17 protein-coding genes and 1 tRNA gene are annotated in these 14,071 nt (G+C 66.7%); 13 read left to right on the top strand and 5 right to left on the bottom strand.

Annotation, left to right across the window (positions count from 1 at the left end):
• Positions 1 to 112: 112 nt before the first annotated feature.
• Together ACSYAO_RS15435 and ACSYAO_RS15430 are read left to right on the top strand one after the other, a co-directional pair.
• The gene (locus tag ACSYAO_RS15435) at positions 113 to 1,303 is read left to right on the top strand and encodes a glycoside hydrolase family 18 protein (protein WP_149909457.1); all 1,191 of its coding nucleotides are present in this window, start codon (positions 113 to 115) and stop codon (positions 1,301 to 1,303) included.
• Between the two features lie 90 nt (positions 1,304 to 1,393).
• The gene (locus tag ACSYAO_RS15430; RefSeq protein WP_049401221.1) at positions 1,394 to 1,786 is read left to right on the top strand and encodes a VOC family protein; all 393 of its coding nucleotides are present in this window, start codon (positions 1,394 to 1,396) and stop codon (positions 1,784 to 1,786) included.
• A gap of 129 nt (positions 1,787 to 1,915) precedes the next feature.
• Here ACSYAO_RS15430 and ACSYAO_RS15425 read toward each other — a convergent pair whose 3' ends face one another.
• From ACSYAO_RS15425 to ACSYAO_RS15415, 3 genes are read right to left on the bottom strand one after another with little or no spacing between them, the layout of a single operon-like run.
• Positions 1,916 to 3,475, bottom strand: coding sequence for a PepSY-associated TM helix domain-containing protein (locus ACSYAO_RS15425; RefSeq protein ID WP_149909456.1), 1,560 nt, complete (start codon positions 3,473 to 3,475; stop codon positions 1,916 to 1,918).
• A gap of 10 nt (positions 3,476 to 3,485) precedes the next feature.
• Positions 3,486 to 3,749 (bottom strand): membrane protein, encoded by a 264-nt coding sequence (locus ACSYAO_RS15420; RefSeq protein WP_032128657.1) that lies wholly within the window; start codon positions 3,747 to 3,749, stop codon positions 3,486 to 3,488.
• On the bottom strand, positions 3,749 to 4,045 hold the full coding sequence (locus tag ACSYAO_RS15415) for a hypothetical protein (RefSeq protein ID WP_005410439.1): 297 nt from the start codon (positions 4,043 to 4,045) through the stop codon (positions 3,749 to 3,751). Before ACSYAO_RS15415 ends, ACSYAO_RS15420 begins: the two co-directional genes overlap by 1 nt.
• A 429-nt stretch (positions 4,046 to 4,474) precedes the next feature.
• On the opposite strand from ACSYAO_RS15415, the gene thrS reads away from it, so the two are divergent.
• From thrS to ACSYAO_RS15360, 11 genes are all read left to right on the top strand, one after another.
• On the top strand, positions 4,475 to 6,376 hold the full coding sequence (gene thrS / locus ACSYAO_RS15410) for a threonine--tRNA ligase (protein ID WP_049401217.1): 1,902 nt from the start codon (positions 4,475 to 4,477) through the stop codon (positions 6,374 to 6,376).
• Positions 6,377 to 6,424: 48 nt separating this feature from the next.
• Entirely contained in the window at positions 6,425 to 6,967 is a 543-nt protein-coding gene (gene infC / locus ACSYAO_RS15405) for a translation initiation factor IF-3 (protein ID WP_005410437.1), read from the top strand.
• Positions 6,968 to 7,233: 266 nt separating this feature from the next.
• Positions 7,234 to 7,431 (top strand): 50S ribosomal protein L35, encoded by a 198-nt coding sequence (gene rpmI, locus ACSYAO_RS15400; RefSeq protein WP_005410436.1) that lies wholly within the window; start codon positions 7,234 to 7,236, stop codon positions 7,429 to 7,431.
• Between the two features lie 11 nt (positions 7,432 to 7,442).
• The gene (gene rplT / locus ACSYAO_RS15395; protein ID WP_006380762.1) at positions 7,443 to 7,802 is read left to right on the top strand and encodes a 50S ribosomal protein L20; all 360 of its coding nucleotides are present in this window, start codon (positions 7,443 to 7,445) and stop codon (positions 7,800 to 7,802) included.
• Positions 7,803 to 7,995: 193 nt separating this feature from the next.
• Positions 7,996 to 8,991, top strand: a complete 996-nt coding sequence (locus tag ACSYAO_RS15390; protein WP_110712975.1) for a phenylalanine--tRNA ligase subunit alpha — start codon at positions 7,996 to 7,998, stop codon at positions 8,989 to 8,991.
• Positions 8,992 to 9,076: 85 nt separating this feature from the next.
• On the top strand, positions 9,077 to 11,473 hold the full coding sequence (gene pheT, locus ACSYAO_RS15385; protein ID WP_149909455.1) for a phenylalanine--tRNA ligase subunit beta: 2,397 nt from the start codon (positions 9,077 to 9,079) through the stop codon (positions 11,471 to 11,473).
• A 27-nt stretch (positions 11,474 to 11,500) separates the two neighbouring features.
• Complete coding sequence (locus ACSYAO_RS15380) at positions 11,501 to 11,800, top strand: integration host factor subunit alpha (protein WP_005410432.1); 300 nt, start codon at positions 11,501 to 11,503, stop codon at positions 11,798 to 11,800.
• Positions 11,781 to 12,137 (top strand): MerR family transcriptional regulator, encoded by a 357-nt coding sequence (locus ACSYAO_RS15375; RefSeq protein ID WP_005410431.1) that lies wholly within the window; start codon positions 11,781 to 11,783, stop codon positions 12,135 to 12,137. The genes ACSYAO_RS15380 and ACSYAO_RS15375 overlap by 20 nt, the downstream gene beginning before the upstream one ends.
• A 68-nt stretch (positions 12,138 to 12,205) precedes the next feature.
• Positions 12,206 to 12,282 (top strand) — tRNA-Pro (locus ACSYAO_RS15370).
• A gap of 117 nt (positions 12,283 to 12,399) precedes the next feature.
• Positions 12,400 to 12,600, top strand: coding sequence for a hypothetical protein (locus ACSYAO_RS15365; RefSeq protein ID WP_014037933.1), 201 nt, complete (start codon positions 12,400 to 12,402; stop codon positions 12,598 to 12,600).
• Positions 12,597 to 12,938, top strand: a complete 342-nt coding sequence (locus ACSYAO_RS15360; protein WP_149909454.1) for a low molecular weight protein tyrosine phosphatase family protein — start codon at positions 12,597 to 12,599, stop codon at positions 12,936 to 12,938. The genes ACSYAO_RS15365 and ACSYAO_RS15360 overlap by 4 nt, the downstream gene beginning before the upstream one ends.
• On the opposite strand, the gene ACSYAO_RS15355 is transcribed toward ACSYAO_RS15360, so the two are convergent.
• Together ACSYAO_RS15355 and ACSYAO_RS15350 are read right to left on the bottom strand one after the other, a co-directional pair.
• Positions 12,917 to 13,354 carry a GNAT family N-acetyltransferase gene (locus ACSYAO_RS15355; protein ID WP_149909453.1) on the bottom strand — a complete coding sequence of 146 codons (438 nt, stop codon included), beginning with the start codon at positions 13,352 to 13,354 and terminating at the stop codon, positions 12,917 to 12,919. The two genes, ACSYAO_RS15360 and ACSYAO_RS15355, sit on opposite strands and share 22 nt — an antisense overlap.
• Before the next feature lie 85 nt (positions 13,355 to 13,439).
• The gene (locus ACSYAO_RS15350; RefSeq protein WP_149909452.1) at positions 13,440 to 13,949 is read right to left on the bottom strand and encodes a DUF3011 domain-containing protein; all 510 of its coding nucleotides are present in this window, start codon (positions 13,947 to 13,949) and stop codon (positions 13,440 to 13,442) included.
• Between the last annotated feature and the right edge of the window lie 122 nt (positions 13,950 to 14,071).

Genomic DNA, 14,071 nt, shown 5'->3' with positions numbered 1-14,071 from the left:
CGTTGTCGTCATCCGGCGGGATGCACTTGTCCACTGGACGACATGCCACGACAACCGTCCCACAGCCCCATCCGTTTGCTAACGTGGCTGCGCCTTCGAACCGGGAGATCCCATGTTCCGCCAGACTGTGGTTGCCCTTGCCGTGCTGATTGCCGGTGCTTTGCCCATAGCCGTGCATGCGGCACCCGCGCAGCCGCCGATCTTCGGTGCCTACTACCCCGGTGGTTCGGCCGAGCGCTACCCGGTGTCGAGCATTCCGGCCGAGCGCCTCACCCACCTGTTCTACGCGTTCTCCACCATCGAGGACGGGCGCTGCACGATCGGTGCGGAAGCGCCGAAGAATTTCGCGGCGCTGGCCGAGCTGAAGAAGGCGCACCCGCATCTGCGCACGTTGATTTCGATCGGTGGCTGGGGCGCAGGTGGATTCTCCGATGCAGCGCTGACCGAGGGCAGCCGCAAGCGCCTGGTCGACTCATGCATGGCGCTGTTCTTCGATCGTCATGCTGGCAGTTTCGATGGCGTGGACATCGACTGGGAGTTCCCGGTCAGTGGCGGACCGAAGGAGCTGGCACACCGCCCGCAGGACCGCGCCAATCTGACCCGGCTCGCGCAGGCGTTCCGCGTGGCCCTTGATGCGCATGGCCGCAAGGCGGGGCAGCCGATGCTGTTGACCGCCGCACTGGCCGCCGGTCGCCTGCAGACCGATGGCCCCTATGATCCAGCCGCAAGCTATGACCTGCCGGCGCTGGCCAAGGTGTTCGATTTCATCAACCTGATGAGCTACGACATGGGCACCGGCTTCTCGGCGGTGTCGACGTTCAATGCGCCCCTGCATGAAGTGCCGACCGATCCGCTGGCGCCGGAACTGCGGCGCTGGAACAACGTTGCCGGCGCGGTGCAGTACTACCGCGAGCGCGGGGTGCCAGCCCACAAGCTGGTGCTGGGTGTGCCGTTCTACGGGCGCGGCTTCAAGGTCACCGGCGATGCGCCGGATGGGCTGTACCAGTCCTACAGTGCACCGGCCGATGCCGGCGACTGGCGCGTGATCAAGGCGCGCTATCTCGACCAGCCGGGCTGGACGAAGCACTGGCAACCACAGGCGCAGAGCCCGTGGCTGTACAACGCCGAGCAGAAGGTTTTCATCAGCTATGAAGACCCGCGCTCGATCGGCCTGCGTGCGCAGTTCGCCCGCGAGCAGGGCCTGGCCGGCGTCTTCATGTGGGAGCTGACCGGCGACGACGAACAGGCCAGCCTGCTCAACGCCATGCTGGGCCCCTGGCAGAAGGCGCGCATCGGCGATTGAGCTGCATCAGGCGATGTCCGGCGCAACGCCGCAACGCCATCGGCCCGACCCCGCACAGCATGTCCATGCCCGTAGCGCTATGCTGCGGGTATGATCCATCTCGAACGCCTGGACCATCTGGTCCTCACCGTCGCCGACATCGACCGCAGCTGTGATTTCTATCAGCGCGTGCTCGGCATGCAGGTCGTGCGCTTCGGCGCCGGTCGTACCGCGCTGCAGTTCGGCCAGCAGAAGATCAACCTGCATCCGGCCAGCGCCCCGCTGCAACCGCATGCGCTGCGGCCCATGCCGGGCAGCGCCGATCTGTGCCTGGTCACGCGCACGGCGACGACCGATGTGCTGGCTCACCTGCAGGCGCAGTCCGTTGCAGTGGAGGAGGGGCCGGTCGCACGTACCGGCGCGCTGGGGCCGATCGAATCGGTGTACTTCCGCGACCCGGATGGCAACCTGATCGAAGTGAGTCGTTACCCCGGCGAGGCATGATCCTGCTTGGGTAGCGTCGAACTTGCTCGACGGAGCTTGGCGCGAGATCAACAGCTGTCGAGCATGCTCGACGCTACAGGGGGCGTTGCGCGTAACGGTCGGTAGCGCCGGGCCATGCCCGGCGACGGCTCAGTTGGCCCAGACGCTGTTGGGGTCGCCATTGCGGGCGCGGCGTTGGCTGGCCACAGCCAGGCGGGCGAAGCCGAAGGCCATGGCCAGCGCGATGGCATCGACCCAGAACAGCGGCCAGTGGCCACGCGCGGCCGCACGCCACAGCCAGTCACCATTGAGCGCGCCATGCAGGATCGGCACCAGCGCGGTGCTGATCGCCGCCGCCCACAGCAGTTCGCGTGCCGCCTGCGCCGGGCGTCGCAGCGCGGCCCACAGCGCACAGGCCGCCCAGCTGCCGAAGCAGGCCCAGCGGATGCCGTGGTCGACCGCGGACGGTGCCAGCCGCTCCAGCACCAGTGCGGTGACGAACGCCACCGAAATCGCAACGCACAGCCCGATGCAGACGCCGACCGTGGCCCGTGCCATGTTCACCCCGGCACGCGGTTGCTGCGGCTGGCGACGCTTGCGCCGCGATTCGATCCACAACAGGTTGCCGGAGTAGAACAGGAAGGCACCGCCAAGGCCGAGCAGGAAGTACAGCCAGACCACCACGCCGTTGCCGAACTCGCCGAAGTGCAGCGCGTAGGCGGCGCTGAGCGTGGCGTGGTTGGCGTCGCGCTGGCCGGGCAGCTGCGAGGCCAGGACGTTGCCGGTGGCCACGTCCAGTGCCACCGCGCCGAGCGGGCCGAGCGTGCCGGTGGATTCGCCGGTGATCTCGATGGTGGCGTTGGCATCGCCGGCGTTGGCCAGCTTCAGGTAGGCCGGTTCGAAATTGGCCACGCCCTGTGCGCGGGCCACTTCAAGCGCGCGTGCATGCAGCAGGCGCAGGCTGCCAGGCGGTGCCGGGATGCCGCTGGCGTCGCGCACGGGCGCGGTGTCCATTGCGGTCGGTACCGCCTGCAGGGCCTTGCCGTCGTAGATCAGCGGGTTGAGCAGGGCCATCTGCACGAACACCAGGCAGAGCAGGGCGCCAGTGACCGCGAACATCAGGTGGAAGGGCAGGCTGAGCACGCCGATCACGTTGTGCGCGTCCTGCCACAGTTGTTTCAGGTTGCGGCCCGGACGCAGCGCGAACAGATCACCGAACAGCTTCGGCAGGTGGATCACCAGGCCGCTGAGCAGGGCCATGCCATACAGCAGGCTGACGATGCCCATCACGTAGATGCCGGCCACCGGCAGGCCGAGGCTGTAATGCAGCTCGTTGACCAGTTCGGCCAGCCCGGTCTGTGGCGGCGTGGTGCTGCCGGCGATCTGTCCCGGCCAGGCGTAGCGCCAGCTGCCGTCATCGGCCTGCCAGTAGGCCAGTGGCTGCGGGTGTTCGGTGCCGGGGAAGGTCATGCCGACGTGGCGGCGCGCTTCCGGATGCGCGGCAAGCACGTCTTCCAGCAGGTACTGCGCGTCGTCCAGGCCGGCGGGGAGTGCGGTGGCTGCACCGGGCGTCTGCCACAGCGGCAGGTCGTGGTGGAACAGGGTCAGCGCACCCGCGTAGAAGGCCACGAACAGGCCGAAGCCGGCAACCAGGCCGACCCAGGTGTGCAGGGTGGTGAACGTGCGCAGCGTCTGCGAACTGAACTTCATGGGAAAGGTCTCATTGCACCGCGCCGGTCAGGCGCAGCAGCCCGAGCACGGCAAAGCCGGCGGCGGCGCTGCCGGCCAGCACCAGCCAGGCGCGCAGCGCGCTGCGGAAACTGAACGCCCACAGGGCGGCCAGCATCCACAGCGGGATGAAGGCGATGAGGGTCGGCACCAGCGCCCGTTGCCACGGGCCGGGCGGCAGCCACGCCAGCAGGCCGGTGACGGCGGCGGCGAGGAGGAAGCCGGCGATGATGCCGGCAAGGGCACGCGGCCACATCAGGGCGACTCCGTACCGGGGCGGTGCCAGGCCGCCAGCGCCGGCAGCAGCATGGCGGCCAGCATCCAGGTGCACAGCATCGCCACCAGGCCGGCGGCAAAACCGAGCTCGGCCATCCACAGCCACAGCGCGGCGGCAGCGGCGACCAGGCCGATCTGGCGGCCAAGGCGGCCGGCACGGCGCAGGCGCGGCCAGCGGCAGTGCGGCGAGGCGGCATAGAACGCCAGCGCCGAGAACATCGCCGCCAGCATGCCCAGGCTGCAGAAGCCGAGCGTGGAAAGGCCGACGGTGATCATCGCGGGCGGCCAGCGTGGCAGCGGGCCGGCGAACGCGGGGCACGGGCGGGGCCGGCGGGAGCCGGTCGGAGCGGGTGGCGCATCACGGGGTCCTGGGGGAAAGCGGGCAGGCTGGCACAGGGCGGCCTGCGCCGACATGGTAATCATTGCAATTTCACGCCGCCAGCGAGACCCATTCAGCGGACCGTACGGTAGCCCTTGGGCTTTCCGCCGGGCTGGTTTAAGATCATCGCAGAACCCTGACTGGAACAAGGTGGCCCGCGCCCAGCGCCGGCCGAGCGTGCGACATGAGCACTACCACCGCCCACTGTTGACCTGCCCCCGAAGGCCCTGTGTTCCAGGCGCCCTCGTGGCGCTTTTTTATTGCCCGGGCGCCGCCCCGGGAACGCTTTCCAGCCCGCCCCGCGGGCCCCGCACGAAGCCACTGCGATGATCAACATTACTCTTCCCGACGGCAGCCGCCGCGAATTCGAAAACCCCGTCAGCGTCATGGAGGTCGCCCAGTCGATCGGCGCCGGCCTGGCCAAGGCCACCATCGCCGGTGCCGTGGATGGCGTGCTGGTCGATGCCAGCGACGTCATCGACCACGATGCCAGCCTGCGCATCATCACCGCCAAGGACGAGGAGGGCGTGGAGATCATCCGCCACTCCTGCGCCCACCTGGTCGGCCACGCCGTCAAGCAGCTGTACCCGGACGTGAAGATGGTGATCGGCCCAGTGATCGCCGAGGGCTTCTACTACGACATCTACTCCGAGCGCCCGTTCACCCCGGACGACATGGCCGCGATCGAGAAGCGCATGGGTGAACTGATCGCCCAGGACTACGACGTGATCAAGAAGGTGACGCCGCGCGCCGAAGTGATCGAGATCTTCAAGGCCCGTGGCGAGGACTACAAGCTGCGCCTGATCGAGGACATGTCCGACGACATCCAGGCGATGGGCATGTATTACCACCAGGAATACGTGGACATGTGCCGCGGCCCGCACGTGCCGAACACGCGCTTCCTGAAGGCCTTCAAGCTGACCCGCATCTCCGGTGCCTACTGGCGCGGTGACGCGCAGAACGAGCAGCTGCAGCGCATCTACGGCACCGCCTGGGCCGACAAGAAGCAGCTCGAGGCGTACATCAAGCGCATCGAAGAAGCCGAGATGCGCGACCACCGCCGCATCGGCAAGCAGCAGGACCTGTTCCACCTGCAGGAAGAAGCGCCGGGCCTGGTGTTCTGGCACCCGAAGGGCTGGGCACTGTGGCAGGTGGTCGAGCAGTACATGCGCAAGGTGTACCGCAAGACCGGCTACGGCGAAGTGCGCTGCCCGCAGATCCTGGACGTGAGCCTGTGGCAGAAATCCGGCCACTGGGACAACTACCAGGACGCGATGTTCTTCACCGAATCGGAGAAGCGCACCTACGCGCTCAAGCCGATGAACTGCCCGGGCCACGTGCAGGTGTTCAACCAGGGCCTGCACAGCTACCGCGACCTGCCGATCCGCTATGGTGAGTTCGGTGCCTGCCACCGCAACGAGCCGTCCGGCGCGCTGCACGGCATCCTGCGCGTGCGTGGTTTCACCCAGGACGACGGCCACGTGTTCTGCACCGAAAACCAGGTCGAGGCGGAAGTGACCGCGTTCCACCAGCAGGCGCTGGCGGTCTACCAGCACTTCGGCTTCGATGAGATCCAGGTCAAGATCGCGCTGCGTCCGGAATCGCGCCTGGGCGATGACGCCACCTGGGACAAGGCCGAGGGCGCGCTGCGCTCGGCACTGTCCAGCAACGGGGTGGAGTGGCAGGAGCTGCCGGGCGAGGGCGCCTTCTACGGCCCGAAGATCGAGTACCACCTGAAGGACGCGATCGGCCGTACCTGGCAGCTGGGCACCATGCAGGTCGACTTCATGATGCCGGGCCGCCTGGGCGCCGAGTACGTGGACGAGAACAGCCAGAAGAAGCACCCGGTCATGCTGCATCGCGCCATCGTGGGCTCGATGGAGCGCTTCCTGGGCATCCTGATCGAGCACCATGCCGGCCAGTTCCCGACCTGGCTGGCGCCGACCCAGGTGGTGGTGGCCAACATCACCGACGCTCAGGCCGAGTACGTCTCGGGCGTGACCAAAACCCTTGCGGAGCAAGGCTTCCGCGTCAGCTCGGATTTGCGTAACGAGAAGATCGGCTATAAAATCCGCGAGCATACGTTGCAGCGCGTGCCCTACCTGCTGGTCATTGGTGACCGCGAGAAGGAAAATGGGGCTGTGGCGGTGCGTACGCGTTCTGGCGAAGACCTGGGCAGCATGAGCCTGCAGGCCTTCATCGAGCGGCTCCAGGCCGAGGGCGCGTAAGCAAAGGTCCGGTCCGGGGGCACAGGCACCCGGACCGGTTCGATACCCTTGGGAGAACGTAATATCAGCACCCCTGACAACAAACAGAACCGCAAGAATCAGGAAATCCGTGTGCCGCGCGTCCGCGTGATCGGCAGTGACGGAGAAATGATCGGCGTGTTGTCGCGCGACGAAGCGCTGTCCATGGCCGAAGATGAAGGCCTGGACCTGGTCGAAATCCAGCCGCAGGCCGATCCGCCGGTCTGCAAGATCATGGACTTCGGCAAGTTCAAGTTCGAAGCGCAGAAGAAGGCCAGCGAGGCCAAGAAGAAGACCAAGCAGGTCGAGATCAAGGAAGTGAAGTTCCGTCCGGTCACGGACGAGGGCGACTACCAGATCAAGCTGCGCAAGATGCGCGGGTTCCTCGAGGATGGTGACAAGATCAAGGTCAACATCCGTTTCCGTGGCCGTGAAATGAGCCACCAGGAACTGGGCCGCGAAATGGCCAACCGGATCGAGACCGATCTGGGCGAGGACATCGTCATTGAATCCCGTCCGCGCCTGGAAGGGCGTCAGATGGTCATGATGATCGCGCCGAAGAAGAAGACCTGAGGCCTGACGGGCCGCCTTCCGGGGCGCCTGGCTGAATGGTTCAGGGTAGAGGGACGCCATGGGCGTCCCTTTGCTTTTGCAGGACGCCGGTGAATTGCCGGCGAAAGGGTTGCAGGGGCTGGTGGCAGGGCGGTTTTGCCTGTATCATGCCCGGCTCGACCCACCCAGGACGGGTCGTACGCCGATCATGGCAGGACGGAAAGAGCGGCCCAGGCCGCCGCCAGATCAGTCAGAAACCAGGGTCATATCCCATCAAGGACATTGCAATGCCCAAGATCAAGACCAACCGGGCAGCGGCCAAGCGTTTCCGCAAGACCGCCTCGGGCAAGTACAAGTGCGGCCACGCCAACCGTAGCCACATCCTCACGAAGAAAGCGACCAAGCGTAAGCGTAATCTGCGTCAGACGGGCCATGTCCGTGCAGAAGACGCAGGCCGTCTGGACCGCATGCTCCCTTACCTCTGAGGAACTGAAAAATGGCACGAGTTAAGCGTGGCGTACAGGCGCGTCGCCGCCACAAGAAGATTCTGGATCTCGCCAAGGGCTATTACAACGCCCGTCGCAAGGTCTTCCGCGTCGCCAAGCAGGCGGTCATCAAGGCACAGCAGTACGCCTACATCGGCCGTAAGCAGAAGAAACGCAACTTCCGTTCGCTGTGGATCACCCGTATCAATGCGGCTGCCCGCATCAACGGCCTGAGCTACAGCCGCTTCATGAACGGTCTGCTGAAGGCCGGCATCACCCTGGATCGCAAGGTCCTGGCTGACATCGCCGTGCACGACGCAGCCGGCTTTACCGCGCTGGCCGAAAAGGCCAAGGGCGCGCTGGCGGCATAAGTCCTTCCCGATGCCGTAACCGTTCACTCGGAACGGTGTCAGGTCAAGGCAATGCATGGGGAAGGGCGCAAGTCCTTCCCCATTCTTTTTTGGGTCCCGGTGAGGCCATGACGGCAGCGCGGGGACGGCGGTGGCGACAGGGGTCGGCCCTTCGCGCATCGCGATGGCAGATCGACTGGAGTTCCGGCCCCCCATGAGCGACATCCAATCCCTCACCACCCAGGCGCTGGCCGATGTGGCCGCCGCACAGAGCCCCGACGTGCTGGAACAGCTGCGCGTGGCCCTGCTTGGCAAGAGTGGCAGCATCACCTCGCAGCTCAAGCAGCTCGGTGCCCTGCCGGCCGACGAGCGCAAGTCCGCCGGTGAAGCGATCAACCAGGCCCGCGACACGCTGACCCGCGCGCTGGGCGAGCGCAAGGCGCTGCTGGAAGACGCGGCACTGGACGCGCGCCTGGCTGCCGAAGCCATCGACATCACCCTGCCGGGCCGCAATGGCGACCGCGCCGGCCTGCATCCGATCACCCGCACCCTGGAGCGCATCACCGGCATCTTCGGCCGGCTGGGCTACGAGCTCTCTGAAGGGCCGGAGATCGAGGACGACTGGCACAACTTCGAGGCGCTGAACTTCCCGCCGCACCATCCGGCGCGCGCCATGCACGACACCTTCTATTTCGGCGACGGCCGCCTGCTGCGCACGCATACCTCCGGTGTGCAGGTGCGCTACATGGGCGACCACGCGCCGCCGCTGCGCATGATCGCCGCCGGCAAGGTGTACCGCAGCGACAGCGACCAGACCCATTCGCCGATGTTCCACCAGGTGGAAGGCCTGCTGGTGGACGAGCATTCGACCTTCGCCGACCTGAAGGGCACGCTGGCCGAGTTCGTGCGCGCCTTCTTCGAGCGCGACTTCGAGATGCGCTTCCGCCCCAGCTATTTCCCGTTCGTTGAACCGGGCGCGGAAGTGGACATCGCCTGGCAGCAGCCCGATGGCAGCACCCGCTGGCTGGAAGTGCTCGGCTGCGGCATGGTCCATCCGAACGTGCTGCGAAACGTCGGCATCGATCCGGAGCGCTACACCGGCTTTGCCTTCGGCATGGGCGTGGAGCGCTTTGCGATGTTGCGTTACGGCGTCAACGATCTGCGCGCGTTCTTCGAGAACGACGTGCGCTTCCTCAAGCAGTTCGCGTAAGCGCCGGTCCGTAGAGTCGAGCTTGCTCGACTGCTTCTAAATTCGCAGGCCCAGGCGCATGCGCCGGGCCCACCAGGGTGACACCATGAAATTCTCCGAAAACTGGCTGCGCAGCCACGTCCCGACCCGCGCTTCGCGCGATGAACTGAGTGCGGTGCTGACCGCCATCGGCCTGGAAGTGGAAGACGTGACCGCGCTGGGCGAAGGCCTCGAGCACGTGGTCGTGGCGCGCATCGTCGACGCCGTACGCCATCCGGAAGCCGACCGCCTGCAGGTGTGCAGGGTCGATGCCGGGCAGGGCGAGCTGCTGCAGATCGTGTGCGGCGCACCGAACGCACGTCCGGGCCTGGTTGCGCCGCTGGCGATGGTCGGCGCGCAGATTGGCGAGCTGAAGATCAAGCCGGCCAAGCTGCGCGGTGTCGAGTCCAACGGCATGCTGTGCTCGGCCAGGGAGCTGGGCCTGGACAACGATGCCTCCGGCCTGCTGGAGCTGCCGGATGACGCACCGGTCGGCCAGGCTCTGGTCGAGTACCTGGGCCTGCCGGACGCCAGCATCGAGATCAAGCTGACCCCGAACCGCGCCGACTGCTTCAGCCTGCGCGGTATCGCCTACGACGTCGCCGCGGCCACCCGCAGCGACGTGCTGGATTTCACCGCCGAGGCGATTCCCGCCATCGGCAGCCGTGAGCTGGCCATCCAGCTCGACGCCGGCGCCGAAGCACCGCGTTACCTGGGCCGCGTCATCGAAGGTGTCAACGCCGCCGCCAAGACCCCGCTGTGGATGGCCGAGCGCCTGCGCCGCAGTGGCGTGCGCCCGGTCTCGCTGCTGGTCGACATCACCCAGTACGTGATGCTCGAGCTCGGCCAGCCGATGCATGCCTACGACCTGGGCACCCTGCAGGGCAGCATCGCCGTGCGCCGTTCGCGTGCCGGCGAGAGCCTGAAGCTGCTGGATGGCCGCGATGCCGCGCTGGACGACAGCTTCCTGGTGGTCACCGACGCCGATCGCGCGGTCGGCCTGGCCGGCCTGATGGGTGGCTTCGACACCCGCGTCACCGACGTCACCACTGCCGTGTTCCTGGAAGCCGCGCACTTCGCCCCGGCATCGATCATGGGCCGTGGCCGCAAGCTGGGCCTGCACACCGATGCCGGCCACCGTTTCGAGCGTGGTGTCGATCCGGCACTGCCGCGTACCGCGATCGAGTACGCCACCCGCCTGGTGCTGGACCTGGCCGGCGGTACCCCGGCGCCGGTCACCGAGGCCGTGCGTGAGGCCGATCTGCCGCAGCCGGCAACCATCGTGCTGCGCCGCGCCCGCATCACCCGCGTGCTCGGCATCACCATCGACGATGCGGAAGTCGAGCGCATCCTGCGCGCGCTGGGCATGGACGTGGTTGCCACCGCCAACGGCTGGCAGGTCACGGCGCCGAGCCGCCGCTTCGACATCGCCATCGAAGAAGACCTGATCGAAGAGCTGGCGCGCATCCACGGTTACGAGCAGATCCCGACCACGCTGCCGGGCGGCGCCTCGCGCGTGGCGATGCCGAGCGAGACCCAGCTGGACGCACTGAGCGTGCGCCGCCAGCTGATCGCCCGTGACCAGCAGGAAACCGTCAATTTCGCTTTCGTCGACGATGCGCTGCTGAGCCAGTGGCAGCTGCGCGACGGCCTGGTACCGCTGGCCAACCCGCTGTCGGCGGAACTGGCGGTGATGCGCCCGTCGCTGCTGCCAGGCCTGGTCGCCACGTTGGGCCGCAACGCCGCCCGCCAGATCGGCCGCGTGCGCCTGTTCGAGTTGGGCCGCGTGTTCGCCCAGCAGGCCGGCGACGCGTCGCTCGGCGAAAGCCGGCCGGCGCCGCTGGAGACCCCGCGCGTGGCCGCTGCGGTCTGTGGCGATGCACAGGCACTGCAGTGGGGCCTGCCGGCCCGCAAGGTCGATTTCCATGACCTGAAGGGCGATCTGGAATCGCTGGCCGCTGCCAGTGGTGCGGTACTGGAGTTCCGCCCGTCGGCCCGCCCCTACGGCCACCCGGCCCGTTCAGCCGAGGTGTTCCGTGATGGCGTGGCGATCGGCTGGATCGGCCAGGTTCATCCGCGCCTGGCCAAGGCAATGGACATCGAAGCCGACGTCTATGCCTTCGAGCTGGACCTGGAGCCGCTGACCGCCCGCCGCCTGCCGCGTGCCGGCGAATTGTCGCGCTTCCCGGCAGTGCGTCGCGACCTGGCATTCCTGGTGCCTGAACAGGTGGCCTGGGCCGACCTCGCGGCCACCGTCCGCCAGGCCGCCGGTCCGCTGCTGCGCGACCTGAACCTGTTCGACCGCTACGTCGGCCAGGGCGTCGAGCCGGGATTCAAGAGTCTCGCTATGGGCTTGATTTTGCAGGACAAGTCGCGCACTCTGACGGACCGCGACGTGGATGCGGTGGTGGCCGAGGCGGTCACTGCCATCGAGCGTGAACATCACGCCCGGATCCGCGGCTGAGCGGGCAGCACTCGGGGGTAGCAGGCAATGGCATTGACCAAGGCGGAGATGGCGGAAAAGCTGTTCGACGAAGTCGGTCTGAACAAGCGGGAAGCCAAGGAATTCGTCGACGCGTTTTTCGATGTGCTGCGTGAAGCATTGGAACAGGGACGTCAGGTGAAGCTGTCGGGCTTCGGCAATTTCGATCTGCGGCGCAAGAACCAGCGCCCGGGTCGCAACCCCAAGACCGGCGAGGAAATTCCGATTTCCGCCCGTACGGTGGTCACCTTCCGTCCGGGCCAGAAGCTCAAGGAGAGGGTGGAAGCTTATGCTGGATCCGGGCAGTAACCGCGAACTACCGCCGATCCCGGCCAAGCGCTACTTCACCATCGGTGAGGTCAGCGAGCTGTGCGACGTCAAGCCGCACGTCCTGCGCTACTGGGAAACCGAGTTTCCCAGCCTTGAGCCGGCCAAGCGCCGAGGCAACCGCCGCTACTACCAGCGCCACGACGTGCTGATGGTGCGGCAGATCCGCAGCCTGCTGTACGAACAGGGCTACACCATCGGTGGTGCACGCCTGCGTCTGGACGGTCCCGATGCCCGCGAGGAATCGGCGCTGAGCAACCAGATCATCAAGCAGGTGCGCATGGAGCTGGAAGAAGTGCTGCAGTTGTTGCGCCGCTGATCCCATTTCCATCGTAATCCGCTATACTTCACGGCCCGCCGCACTGGCGGGCACATCGCAGCATCAGTCGGGGCGTAGCGCAGCCTGGTAGCGCATCTGCCTGGGGGGCAGAGGGTCGTCGGTTCGAATCCGGCCGTCCCGACCACTGTGATGAATCAAGAAGCCTGCGCAGCGATGCGTGGGCTTTTTTGTGCGCGCGGTGTATGCTGCGCGCCACTCGTACTACCGCGGCTGCTGAACCCGGTACTCACGAGAACACATCATGGAATCTGCAAGAAACCGTGCCTGGCGTCGCAGCCAGGCGCGCAACCGTGGTGGCGACCGCGCCACGACCGCCTACAGCTACAAGCCAGAGAAGAACTGGAAGCTGCTGTACACGCGCGATGCCAAGCTTGCGCGCGCACGCCAGCTGGGCTTCACCTATCCGGTGCTCAGCGCCCGCCAACTGCAGGAACAGGAATGATCAACCTGCTGTTCGTCTGCAGCCGCAACCAGCTGCGCAGCCCAACCGCCGAAGCCATGTGGCGACGGCGGCCCGGCTTCACTGCGCTGTCGGCCGGCACCAGCCCGCATGCACGACGCCCCATCGGCCCGGCGGACATCCGCTGGGCCGATGTCATCTTCGTGATGGAGGCCAAGCATCAGCATCGACTGCAGGCCGCATACGCGCGCCTGCTGGAACACAAGCGCCTGCATTGCCTGGATATCCCGGACGACTATCGCTGCATGGATCCCGTGCTGATGGATCTGCTGGACACCAAGGTGACCGCGTATCTCGATCAGCAGCCGGCAAAGCGGTAGATCAGCTCCGGGTCGCCGTCATCCAGTCCATGCACGATGCCGCTGTCGATGAAGCCCGATGCAACGAGCAGGCGCTGCATGGCGATGTTGGAGGCATTGGTCGAGGTGAACAGCTTGCGCTGTCCACGCTGTGCAATCGCGTGCCGCAGCAGTGCAGCGCCGACGCCCTGGCTGCGCCGCTCGCGCGTGACCATCAGCATTTCGATGAAGGCTTCGCCGAAGAAGTGCTCATGGAGGGTCATGTAGCCGACGATCTCGCGCTCCTGCTCGGCAACATGCACGTTGCCCCGCGCCAGCCACTCGCCAATCTGCTCCGCCCGTCGAGCGTCGCTTGCCGCCACGCTGTCGAGTGCGATCAGCGCGGAGGCATCGGCGGGCGTCGCGTCGCGGAGGCGCAGCGCAGTCGCAGCGGGCATGGTCGGGCTCCTGACAGGAGGGGCCAGTCTATCGGCTATGCCACAGGTGCAGCCGCACCCGCCGCAGCCAGCGCGTGCTCGGCAGTCAGTACACGCGGAACTCGGCCCGGCAGCCGTCGCTGACCCACACGCCGCGGCGGTCCCAGCCCCAGTTGCGGTCCTCGATGCAGGCCGTCACCGACTTCTGCTTGACCAGGCGCACCTCGTGGCGCACACGGATACGGCATTCCCTGTCCTTCTTTTCGTAGGACTCGCAGACCAGGCGCTCGCCATCATTGTCACGGTCCCTGCCGCGGCCCGGCCAGCGTCCGCGCCCATAGCCGTCGGCGACGAACTCGGCGCGGCAGCCGTCGGTCACCCACAACGTGCGGCGGCTCTGGCCCCAGTTCTGGTTCTCCACGCACCGGGTCACCGACAGCTGCCTGGCCAGGCGCATGGGGCCTTCGATCGGACATTGCGCGGTCTTGTTGAACTGCGATTCGCAGCGCAGCGCCGGAATGTGATCGGTGTCGTAGTCCTGTGCGGCCACGGTGGTGGCGGCCAGCAGCAGGGCAAGGGAGGTGCCGGTGATCGTCAGCAGCAGGCGATGGGACATGTGCAGGCTCGGTGGGGATGGGGCGGCAAGAATGGCCCAGTCCGGGGCTGCCGGAACGCTTCGTTCCGAAGATGGCTCAGTGGCGGTTTAGTAGTACGCGCGGGCCCATGCAGAGGCTTACA

This window comes from Stenotrophomonas sp. STK16_22 (assembly GCF_051984505.1).
GTDB classification, from domain to species: domain Bacteria; phylum Pseudomonadota; class Gammaproteobacteria; order Xanthomonadales; family Xanthomonadaceae; genus Stenotrophomonas; species Stenotrophomonas maltophilia_A.
Note: the sequence above shows the minus strand (reverse complement) of the source record. Positions and strands in the feature narration are given on the sequence as shown.

What these genes read in the sequence shown, in the direction of transcription:
- ACSYAO_RS15420 (WP_032128657.1), bottom strand. Translation starts at nt 3,749, where the DNA reads ATGTGGCCGCGTGCCCTTGCCGGCATCATCGCCGGCTTCCTCCTCGCC.
- pheT (WP_149909455.1), top strand. Translation starts at nt 9,077, where the DNA reads ATGAAATTCTCCGAAAACTGGCTGCGCAGCCACGTCCCGACCCGCGCT.
- ACSYAO_RS15430 (WP_049401221.1), top strand. Translation starts at nt 1,394, where the DNA reads ATGATCCATCTCGAACGCCTGGACCATCTGGTCCTCACCGTCGCCGAC.
- ACSYAO_RS15350 (WP_149909452.1), bottom strand. Translation starts at nt 13,949, where the DNA reads ATGTCCCATCGCCTGCTGCTGACGATCACCGGCACCTCCCTTGCCCTG.
- ACSYAO_RS15435 (WP_149909457.1), top strand. Translation starts at nt 113, where the DNA reads ATGTTCCGCCAGACTGTGGTTGCCCTTGCCGTGCTGATTGCCGGTGCT.
- ACSYAO_RS15415 (WP_005410439.1), bottom strand. Translation starts at nt 4,045, where the DNA reads ATGATCACCGTCGGCCTTTCCACGCTCGGCTTCTGCAGCCTGGGCATG.
- ACSYAO_RS15380 (WP_005410432.1), top strand. Translation starts at nt 11,501, where the DNA reads ATGGCATTGACCAAGGCGGAGATGGCGGAAAAGCTGTTCGACGAAGTC.
- ACSYAO_RS15390 (WP_110712975.1), top strand. Translation starts at nt 7,996, where the DNA reads ATGAGCGACATCCAATCCCTCACCACCCAGGCGCTGGCCGATGTGGCC.
- ACSYAO_RS15375 (WP_005410431.1), top strand. Translation starts at nt 11,781, where the DNA reads ATGCTGGATCCGGGCAGTAACCGCGAACTACCGCCGATCCCGGCCAAG.
- ACSYAO_RS15355 (WP_149909453.1), bottom strand. Translation starts at nt 13,354, where the DNA reads ATGCCCGCTGCGACTGCGCTGCGCCTCCGCGACGCGACGCCCGCCGAT.
- thrS (WP_049401217.1), top strand. Translation starts at nt 4,475, where the DNA reads ATGATCAACATTACTCTTCCCGACGGCAGCCGCCGCGAATTCGAAAAC.
- rplT (WP_006380762.1), top strand. Translation starts at nt 7,443, where the DNA reads ATGGCACGAGTTAAGCGTGGCGTACAGGCGCGTCGCCGCCACAAGAAG.
- ACSYAO_RS15425 (WP_149909456.1), bottom strand. Translation starts at nt 3,475, where the DNA reads ATGAAGTTCAGTTCGCAGACGCTGCGCACGTTCACCACCCTGCACACC.
- rpmI (WP_005410436.1), top strand. Translation starts at nt 7,234, where the DNA reads ATGCCCAAGATCAAGACCAACCGGGCAGCGGCCAAGCGTTTCCGCAAG.
- ACSYAO_RS15365 (WP_014037933.1), top strand. Translation starts at nt 12,400, where the DNA reads ATGGAATCTGCAAGAAACCGTGCCTGGCGTCGCAGCCAGGCGCGCAAC.
- ACSYAO_RS15360 (WP_149909454.1), top strand. Translation starts at nt 12,597, where the DNA reads ATGATCAACCTGCTGTTCGTCTGCAGCCGCAACCAGCTGCGCAGCCCA.